We start from the raw sequence: 3327 nt of genomic DNA on the forward strand, positions 1-3327 counted from the left end.
CACAATTCACTTTCAAAGAGGATTTCTCCAAACTTCCTAAGGTCTTGAGTTGGGATGAATTCTCTCGAAATAAGGGTAAACTCGCCTTCATCGCTCAAGACTTTGAAACACGAAAGATTGTCACCATTCTTGAAAACAATTGGAAAATTCTCCAAAAAGACAGCAGAAAACTCTCTGATAAAGCTTTCTATTCACGAACCTTTAGGCAAACCTTAACCCCTCGTGAGATTGTCAATAAAACCTTAGACTTCTCTGATGAGCTTAGCTTTTATTATAATCTTTACCAGCTTCTGCTCTTCCATTTTCAAGAAAAACGAGCAACTCAATTTTTTGAACTGATTGAAGACCATTTGAACGGTGTCAATCAGGCATTTTCAACCGTCTTCAAAACCTTTCTGAAATACAAAGATTACATCACAAATGCCCTTGAGCTGCCTTATTCTAACGCTAAATTGGAAGCTACCAACAAGCTTATCAAAGACATCAAGCGCCAAGCTTTTGGCTTTCGAAACTTCAAAAACTTTAAAACTAAAATTCTTATCGCTTTGAACATGCAAAGAGAGAGAACCAATCTGATTCTCTCTCGTGCTTAATTATAAGTCACCCACTACAGTTGACAAAGAGCCAAAATTTAAACAATAATAGTAACACTCACCGTAACTTAGTCTTCTTTACGCTTACAAGCTCCAAATAATCCTGCCAATGCTAGCGCAAGAACACCTGCACCTGTTAACACTATATCCTTATCAGAACTTTCACCTGTTTCTGGTAAAATTTCCACTGTGGCTGTTGGTGGGGTTGCCTTTGGATTCTCTGATGTACTACTAATTGGTGTCGAAGGAGTCGTTGGCGGTATCACATGTTTCACCGTTTCAACGATATAATTTCGGTGCCATTGAACTTTTGGAACTGCGGGTTCTGTCGGTGCAACTGGCTCTGCCGGAACTTCTACTGTAATAACTATCGGTGGGGTCGGAGCCGTCGGTTCAGTGGGAGCGGTCGGAGCGGTCGGTTCACTTGGAACCTCTACTTCAACTTTTGTTGGAGCCACCGGTGGGGTCGGAGCCGTTGGCTCTGCCGGTTCACTTGGAACTTCTACTATAACTTTTGTTGGAGCCACCGGTGGGGTTGGAGCGGTCGGAGCCGTCGGTTCACTTGGAACCTCTACTATAACTTTTGTTGGAGCCACCGGTGGGGTCGGAGCCGTTGGGGCTGTCGGTTCACTTGGAACCTCTACTACGACTTTTGTTGGAGCCACAGGTGGGGTTGGAGCCGTTGGGGCTGTCGGTTCACTTGGAACCTCTACTATAACTTTTGTTGGAGCCACCGGTGGGGTCGGAGCCGTTGGGGCTGTCGGTTCACTTGGAACCTCTACTATAACTTTTGTTGGAGCCACCGGTGAGGTCGGAGCCGTTGGGGCTGTCGGTTCACTTGGAACCTCTACTATAACTTTTGTTGGAGCCACAGGTGGGGTCGGAGCCGTTGGGGCTGTCGGTTCACTTGGAACCTCTACTATAACTTTTGTTGGAGCCACCGGTGGGGTTGGAGCCGTTGGGGCTGTCGGTTCACTTGGAACCTCTACTACGACTTTTGTTGGAGCCACCGGTGGGGTTGGAGCTGTCGGCTCTTCTGGTAGTTTTGGTTCAACACCAGGATCTTTAGGGAAGCCAACATTTGAGTTAATAGCAAACCAATAAACTGATGGCATGCCATCAGCGTTAGCACCAGCAGCAGTAAAGACCAAATGACCATCTGTCATCTTAACACCAGCTCCTCCATAGTAGAGGTAAGGTGAATAAGGGTCATCCCAACCACGAAGAGTTGAAGAAGTTTCACCGTTAAAGACTGCACCGTGTTCGATATATTGATTGTCGTTTACCGATGTAGCTTCTCTAGTTGTTGAATCAAAAGTAACACTTGAATTTGGAATAGCGATAAATTCTTTATCACCAATATTTACAGACTCTTGGTGCTCAGTGCTTTGGAACTTTTTCTTAGGGGTAAAGGTAAGCAAACCAGTTTCTGGTTCGACCTTATAAGTCCCTAAAACATCATCATTACCATTATAAGTGTACTCTTCTGAACCAATGGAATGGCCGTTACCACCACCAGAAGCATTAACAGTCGTATCTCCAGTTACCGTTTCGCTTTGAATCACCCAGCCATTGTCCCAACCAGCCTTTTGGCTGACAATCTTAAGTGGATTGCTAGCAGAAATTTTAACTTTTTTGTCTCCAAAGTCCGCTTCCCCAGTCTTGACAACAACGCCATTATTTTGAATAGCTGGCATACTACCATCCGCATAAGGATCCCATGTTCCGCGAACAGTATTTCCATTAACATCTTTCGCTTCTACTGTTAGAGCACGTGGTTTATCCCCACTGTCAACATAAGAAGCTCCTGTCCAGTGGTTGAGAGAGTTTAGGGCAACAATGGCATTACGCTTAGAAAGGTCAAACATATTGCCATCTTTATCATAAAACTCAATATCAACAGCTACCTTGATTGGTTGATTCTTGTTCTTGTCTGTCGAAGATCCAACTGTGAGGGTAATAGTCGGATCACTGTTGACATTGGCAATACCTTTTCCATCTATAGAAGGTAAGCTGATAATCTTATACCTATAGATAACTTTTTTAATATCCTGCGGAACGCCGTCAACAACCATCTTGGATTGGGTCAAGCCATCATAAGTTATAGAGAATTTGTCCCCTTCTTTGATTTGAATCCATTCATCCTTGTTGTTTCCCCAAGGACTAGTAGTAACGATATCACTTGCTTGAATATTATCTGAAGTATATTGCTCAACCCCATTGGTATTCAGTCGTTGTTGAGCCTCTTTGGTTAAATAGGTATTAATACCATCAATAGTATGTGTTGCATTAGGTTCGTGTAAAAATGTCAATTCTTGAGCAGCTTGGACAGCTGTCAATCCTTGGTCAGCCAAAAATTTATCATAAGCTTCTTTAGCATTTTTATACTGCTTGAGACTCGTCTCATACTCAGCCTTTTTAGTTGCATATTCAACGATATCTTTATCGTACTGTGTCTTATCGGCATTGTACTTAGCTAATTCTTCTTGATATTTCGCTTCTGCTTCCGCATTGGCTTTGTCCGCTGCGGCTTTTTCAGCTACCTTAGTATCATAATTTGCCTTTGCAATATCGTAGGCAGCCTTGTCTTGGTCGTATTGAGCCTTTGCGGTGTTATATGCGGCTAACTCTTCTTGATATTTCGCTTCTGCTTCCGCATTGGCTTTGTCCGCTGCGGCTTTTTCAGCTACCTTAGTGTCATAGTTCGCCTTTGCAATATCGTAGGCAGCCTTGT

General features: G+C 43.5%; 2 protein-coding genes. One reads left to right on the forward strand and one right to left on the reverse strand.

Annotated elements, in window-relative coordinates:
- Positions 1 to 593: transposase (locus tag ACVRZ8_RS10780; protein WP_447449315.1), on the forward strand; the 593-nt coding region annotated here is incomplete at its 5' end.
- A gap of 68 nt (positions 594 to 661) precedes the next feature.
- On the opposite strand, the gene ACVRZ8_RS10785 is transcribed toward ACVRZ8_RS10780, so the two are convergent.
- The coding region (locus ACVRZ8_RS10785; RefSeq protein WP_447449316.1) for a GbpC/Spa domain-containing protein at positions 662 to 3327 on the reverse strand (2666 nt) is incomplete at its 5' end.

The organism is Streptococcus dentiloxodontae (assembly GCF_053206925.1).